The sequence below is a fragment of the Endozoicomonas sp. genome (genome assembly GCF_031844845.1).
Classification (GTDB): domain Bacteria; phylum Pseudomonadota; class Gammaproteobacteria; order Pseudomonadales; family Endozoicomonadaceae; genus Endozoicomonas.
The window spans coordinates 1-6,294 of the sequence record NZ_JAVRMB020000239.1; the positions used below are offsets into that span (position 1 = coordinate 1).

The 6,294-nt window shown below is 42.6% G+C and carries 6 protein-coding genes; 1 reads left to right on the forward strand and 5 read right to left on the reverse strand.

Features of this window, described 5'->3' with window-relative positions; all coding sequences use genetic code 11:
- Positions 1-656 precede the first annotated feature (656 nt).
- Complete coding sequence (locus tag RM811_RS12785; RefSeq protein WP_402524814.1) at positions 657-1,952, forward strand: hypothetical protein; 1,296 nt, start codon at positions 657-659, stop codon at positions 1,950-1,952.
- 655 nt (positions 1,953-2,607) lie between these two features.
- Here RM811_RS12785 and RM811_RS12790 read toward each other — a convergent pair.
- The 5 genes from RM811_RS12790 to RM811_RS12810 form a co-directional block, all read right to left on the reverse strand.
- Positions 2,608-3,315, reverse strand: a complete 708-nt coding sequence (locus RM811_RS12790; protein WP_402524816.1) for a type I restriction endonuclease — start codon at positions 3,313-3,315, stop codon at positions 2,608-2,610.
- Between the two features lie 33 nt (positions 3,316-3,348).
- A complete protein-coding gene (locus tag RM811_RS12795) occupies positions 3,349-4,398 on the reverse strand; it encodes a YhcG family protein (RefSeq protein ID WP_402524818.1) in 1,050 nt (349 codons plus the stop codon).
- Between the two features lie 9 nt (positions 4,399-4,407).
- Positions 4,408-5,772 (reverse strand): restriction endonuclease subunit S, encoded by a 1,365-nt coding sequence (locus RM811_RS12800; RefSeq protein ID WP_402524821.1) that lies wholly within the window; start codon positions 5,770-5,772, stop codon positions 4,408-4,410.
- Entirely contained in the window at positions 5,762-6,091 is a 330-nt protein-coding gene (locus RM811_RS12805; RefSeq protein WP_402524823.1) for an N-6 DNA methylase, read from the reverse strand. Before RM811_RS12805 ends, RM811_RS12800 begins: the two co-directional genes overlap by 11 nt.
- 19 nt (positions 6,092-6,110) lie before the next feature.
- A partial coding sequence (locus RM811_RS12810; RefSeq protein WP_402524825.1) for a hypothetical protein occupies positions 6,111-6,294 on the reverse strand: 184 nt, incomplete at its 5' end.

The following is a 6,294-nucleotide window of genomic DNA, read 5'->3' on the forward strand; positions in this document are numbered from 1 at the left end:
CGCCCGGCGGACACAACGAGCGACACAATGATAGTAGTGTGTACTCGCCGTATCGATCAGATTTCGCCGTGGGTTGGTCATGGGTTCTCCTGTCAGGAATAAAATGGGTTCAGGAGAAAAGTAGAATAGATATTTGGAAAGTCCAGTTTATGGGTGTCCTAATTATTTTAGTTTATGGGTGTCCTAATTATTTCTAATTATTTCGCGGACACAACGAGCGACACAATGATAGTAGTGTGTACCCGCCGTATCGATCAGATTTCGCCGTGGGTTGGTCATGGGTTCTCCTGTCAGGAATAAAATGGGTTCAGGAGAAAAGTAGAATAGATATTTGGAAAGTCCAGTTTATGGGTGTCCTAATTATTTCCCTAATTATTTCCTCTAATTATTTCCTAATTATTTCATTATTTCCTCTAATTATTTTCTAATTATTTCTCTAATTATTTTCTAATTATTTTTTATTTTTTCTAATTATTTTTTTAATTATTCCCTATTCCCTGATTGCATTCTCAGGCTTAGCCTGTCGCAAGAAAGACCTGACACTGATTTTCAGGACTAAGCCATCTCTTGAACAATGCTTGGAACTTTTTACTGAACTATCTGTCAGAAACAATGAAATACAAATGATTAACTACTTATTAAATGGTACTTAAAAAATGTTAAAAAACCCCATTCAATCAACTATCACACAATCTGACCAACAGTATTTTGATGTACTTCAGATCAAAGCTAATTTAGAAGATGATTTTAAAAATGGAGAAACGAGAAATTTTACGTGTTACCTCGTTAAAACAAAATATTTAAAAGGGCTGAAGCCTTCTATAACAAAAACCTTACGTGACAAAACAGTTGATAACTTTGATGTTCTTTTTGGCAAGTTACAACAATTAGGCAAAGAGCATCGCATCAAAATATTAAAAAATTTCACGAATTTCTTGGGTGAAAATATCAACGCTACATCCAAACCTGGAATTGCCGACGAGAAGCCATCAGAGTCTTTGAGAAATTTGCGATCAATATTTATAGATGATAAAACTGAATACAATGGGGATTTATTTAACAAACTACTCGCCGTTGATCCTTTTGGTGATGATATCTACTACAAAAGTTTAAAAGATATTTATCAAAAGGTTATCAATGAAAAAAAATGCAGGTACTTTAATGGACTAGAAGGTAAGTTTGATGAAATCCTTGTACTCTTGGCAAAAACAGAGTTTTTTTCATCAATTACCAGAGAGCCTATCTATCTGACGGTAAAATTAAATCTATCTGAAACTGCAAAAAAGACATTTAATATTGAATATTCAGAATTTAAAAGGTCCATTTATATTAAACCTGACAATCGGTCGTTGATGGAGTATGACAAAAATGTTCACATAATAGACGGAAAACATAAATCTTTGCTTTTATCAAAAAATACAACTGGAAATCTAGATCCCGGAACGTTGAACCTGATATTAGAACTTGATCTTGACGAAAAAACAGAAATCAATGATGATTTGTCCTTTACTACCTTTGCTATTAGATATAACAGCTTGAAAGATGGTTATAATGAGCTAGACCCAGCAATGCTAAAGCTAGCAAAAGAAAAGTTAGGATTCTATGCCGATAAGGTTAATATATATGACAAAGGAATACCCAGCAGTCAAATGACTGAATTCAAAAATAGTTTAGAACGTATAATTTTAACATACCAAAGTGATTTAATATCGATAATGACCAAGCAGTTCAATCCATTGGAAGAATCTAGGAAAAATGAAGGTAATACCTCACGGCATCCATTCAGTATGGAGATGTATGTGGATGGAGTTCCATCTAACAAAGGTATCAAAGCCTTTCATCAGAAAATGAACGATTCATCGATTTTTACTGATGATGAGCTGAAAAAAATGAAGAATGAAGTTTATGAAAAGTTTGGTGAGGGGGAGGAAAGAATGGATATATATGAATAAATAAGTGGTTGGTCATATGTAATCGAACATTTGGATGGGTATATCCGAAATTAATAACGAAAAATCCGGGGTCAGGTCTTTCATCGTGCAGTTATGAAAATTCCAAGACCCTACCCCGCATTACTTCTTCTTATGTTATCTGTGCTATAAGACTACAGATATACATTATCCGCTAAATTGTATGTCTGATTGTCTTGATAGTGTTTTCATCGGACATTACAACTCATGGCGGGGTTGGGTCTTGTTCGCGACAGGCGAAGCCTGAGAATGGGAAGGCTCTATGAACATCACCCGTGTTTGCCGTGAAAGAAAAAACTGGGGTCAGGTCTTCCTTCTTGAAAGCTAAAAACCGGTTATAATTTTTCAGCTTAAAATCGGAATAGTCAGGTATTTCATATCGCAAATAGTAACCTACGACGATGGTTATTCAAGAAGAAAGACCTGACCCCGGTTTTGACCCCGGTTTTATGACCCCGGTTTTATGCGTGACCCCGGTTTTATGCGGTTTTATGTCCGATTCTCGTAATCGGAGAAATCTGTGATCCGGACTTTTATCGTGCATATGAAATCTTGAAAAGCTGGGGTCAGGTCTTTCTTCTTGAAAGATACAAATCGGTTTTTGATTTTCAGCTTAAAATCGGAATAGTCAGGTTTTTCATATCGCAAATAGTAACCTGCGACGATAGTTGTTCAAGAAGAAAGACCTGACCCCGATTTTTAGTTGCACATAGGCATCGTGGAGGCTGGCTTCATCTTCACGGATGGCGCTTTTGAACTCGAACACCACCAGTGGCAGACCATTGATGTATAAAATGGCATCGGGAATGCGGGTGGTTTCCCGCCCTTCGATTACCATTTGGTTGACCAGTTTGTAGAGGTTCTGGTCATGATTGAATCTTCGTTCACCCTGAGCGGAGTCGAAGAGTGTAGAGGAAAGCCTGCTGACAGGGTTCTGATGATCGCTCACGTCGACTCTTCGACAAGCTCTGAGCTCAGTGCGAACATCGTCTGTAGCAGGAAAGTCGATCAGCTGAATATAAAGGTCTTTCTGTTCCGCTGCACTGGCCTTTGCCTGTTTCTCTCTCTTGAGCAGGAAACCATCAGAAAGCCACTGGCAAAACTGTTTATTGCTGTCGTACAGATCACTGGCGGGCAGGGTTTCCAGCTGTCGGATGACCGTGTCAATCTCACCTTCGGTAATCTCCTCCGGCTGATAACGCTGAGCCAGGTAGCGGCGCAGATCCTCTTTAATAAGAACGTCATCTGATGATCTATGGATTTGAGAACCGGGAACATAAGGGTATCCCTGCTCCCCGAGTAATTGAATAATGGCTTTTTCAAGCTGTTCTTCTGTGAACTTCATGGTCTTCCCGGGGAATCTTCCGGACCACCCGGATTATTCACCTTCATTCTCGATTGCCTGCAATGCCGTACGCTCACGCTGGAGTTGCTCTTGTAATTCCTGCTCACTGGGCAGACAGGTCAGATATTTGGAGGCAAACAGTTGCCTGCTGTCGGTCAGCACTGAATATTTCGCCACGGCTTCACTTTTTTCACTGCACAGGATCAGGCCGATGGTTGGATTATCATCATCGCCTTTGCGGTGCTGGTCGTAGATACGCACATAAGTATCCATCTGCCCCACATCCTGATGGCTGAGTTTGCCCAGTTTCAGGTCAATCAGCAGGAAGCACTTGAGCTTGAAGTTATAGAAGACCAAGTCAATGTAAAAATCCTGGTCTTCTGTGCTGATGCGTTGCTGCCGACCAACAAAAGCAAACCCCTTGCCCAGTTCCAGCAGGAATTTCTGCAAATTGTTAATAAGCGCCTGTTCCAGTTTGTTTTCCAGCAGGGATTCACAGGGGAGGTTCAGAAAATCCAGCACATAAGGGTCGCGCAGATAATCTTCCGGACGAGCTTTCAGCTTTCTGGCCTCCTGCCCTGCTTCCTGCTGAACAGGGTGCTTGTTTTTGCTGGAAAGCAGCCTTTCGTAATAGAGTTTACTCACCTGTCGATCCAGTGCCCGGGCGCTCCAGCTCTGCTCTATGGCTTCCTGCATATACCAGGCTCGTGCCTGCGGGTTGTCGATACGGATCAGGCGGCGATAATGGGTCCAGCTCAATTTATGACGCACTGCGTCATAAATTGGAAAAGCCAGATAAAACCGGCGCATATTACTTAAATTGCTGGTGTCAAAGCCCTTGCCGAATTCCGCCGTCAATTGCTGTGACAGTGCTTTAAGCTGCTGCCTGCCATACTCAGACCGTTTTTCACCCTGCTGCTCTTCTTCGACAATCAGCTGCCCCACCTGCCAGTACGTCTGAACCATGGTGTGATTCACAGTCTGTTGCAGGTGGGTACGCGCCTGCCCCAGGACACCTCGGATGGCCTGTAACAGGGTCGGGTTCACAGTGCTTTCGAGGTGGGTGCCGGGTTGATCGGTCATATTTTGTCCTCAGGCGACGGCGGCTTCGGTTTGTTGTTGGGCTTCCATTGATTCTGAAGGTAGCAGGAGTTCGCCGGAGATTAGTTTGGGGAGTAGGGTGTCTCGGATTTTAACTAAGCTTTCATTTTGAACACTCAATTCAGTTTGTTTTTTGATAGTTGGTGACAGTAATTCGAAATATTCTTCAAGTACTTGCTCCGAAGGTATCACCCATTTTATTGTATAAATCGCATTACGATTAACCCCAGGCACAGCTGAGTCTGCACTTAATGTTGCAATATTCATATGGGAAAGCTTCTGAAAAACCCAGAAGAGTGGCATCTTAACTTTAGGTTTTACATAGAAGACAGTGTCTATCGGAAAGAAGTCCTGTGATACCCAATAAACGGAGCCAACTGTACCCTTACGACCAACAACTACACCTGGACCGTTACATATTGCCTCTTTGTGGTATCCGCTAACTCCACCAGAACCATACACAGGGAATGGTCCGGGCTCACGGTTTGTTGCAGGTAGAGACTTTCCGTAGGCGAGATCAAGCATATTCCCGATAGTTTTAATTTCCCACCCCTCAGGAATCCACCCCATATCAGCATCAAAGACAAAGCTGCTCGGGAACAGTTGGAGTATATGTTCTGGCAGTGGTGCAGGCGCTTTTTCTATACGAGAGGCCAAAAGAGCGTCGCCTTCATAAAGGGTTTTGCGCTGTTCAGCTCGTGCCTGCAAAGGCTCAGGAATCTCGTTACCCGCCGCCAGTGCGTTATCGATCACCTGATCAAAATCCACAAACCAGCTTTTAAACAGGGCTTGCGCCATGGCTTCGAGAGTCTGGTTGGTTTGGCGGTTGAGTTGGATTTTGTTGTCGAGAGTCTTTAGTACGTGGGCTATAAATTCCTGTTCTTGAACTGATGGCAGTGAAATCTTCAGCTTACTGATCATTTCGTTGTTCAGGCTCGCACGAGTGGACATGGTTGAAAATGCCAGCATCTCGTTTCTAAACTTCTGACTACGCAGGTAATAACCTACATACTCAGGTACAGCATTATTACTGTCTTTCGGTCTTAGCCGCTTACAAAAACCATTGAAAGTTGCGTTGTCATAGTCCTTCAGAGCAACACAACTCATTCCCAATTCATGCATTGTTTCGCTGGTTCTGGTTAAGAAAACATCGCCTTTTTTAACTGAGCAACCGATGCGCTCTTTCTCATTCGACTGTACCAGCTGAGAAAGCTCGTCTGGAGCGAAGAAGTTATAGAAAACGTCTTTAAAAGAAAGAAATGGATAACCTGGGCCAAAATCCTTAGCAGGTTTAGACAAGCCAGAACGTATCTCATAAATATCTGTGAGAGATACCTCTTTCCAATCATTTACCATAACCCAACACCTCCAGATTCTGACGAATTACCCCATCCAGCTTTTCCGCATCCTGCATTTGCTGGTAAAGGGTCTGGCTCAGCGCCTGCATTTTGGTCTCAAACAAAACACCATCGTCTTCAATCTCAGCAGCACCCACATATCGTCCCGGTGTCAGCACATAATCGTTGGCTTTAATCTCTTCCAGCGTGGCCGCCTTGCAGAATCCCGCTATATCCTCGTAATCACCATTACCGGATTCTCCCCGCCAGGCATGATAAGTACGGGTAATCTCAGCAATATCCTCCGTAGTCAGTTCCTTGTTGGTGCGGCTCACCATAGATCCCATCTGCCGGGCATCAATAAACAGGGTTTCCCCTTGAAGAAATAGCGAAGAAATAGAATAGGACAGCCACAATGTTAAAATCCAATAAAACCTGATTGGCTATAAAAACTGACAACTCAATCATCATCAGTATTAACCATCCCTGAGTCCAAGTGATGCAGACAATACTATTGAGGGTAAATCCAGCTTTTGGATGA

What these genes read in the sequence shown, in the direction of transcription:
- RM811_RS12790 (WP_402524816.1), bottom strand. Translation starts at nt 3,315, where the DNA reads ATGAAGTTCACAGAAGAACAGCTTGAAAAAGCCATTATTCAATTACTC.
- RM811_RS12800 (WP_402524821.1), bottom strand. Translation starts at nt 5,772, where the DNA reads ATGGTAAATGATTGGAAAGAGGTATCTCTCACAGATATTTATGAGATA.
- RM811_RS12805 (WP_402524823.1), bottom strand. Translation starts at nt 6,091, where the DNA reads ATGGTGAGCCGCACCAACAAGGAACTGACTACGGAGGATATTGCTGAG.
- RM811_RS12795 (WP_402524818.1), bottom strand. Translation starts at nt 4,398, where the DNA reads ATGACCGATCAACCCGGCACCCACCTCGAAAGCACTGTGAACCCGACC.
- RM811_RS12785 (WP_402524814.1), top strand. Translation starts at nt 657, where the DNA reads ATGTTAAAAAACCCCATTCAATCAACTATCACACAATCTGACCAACAG.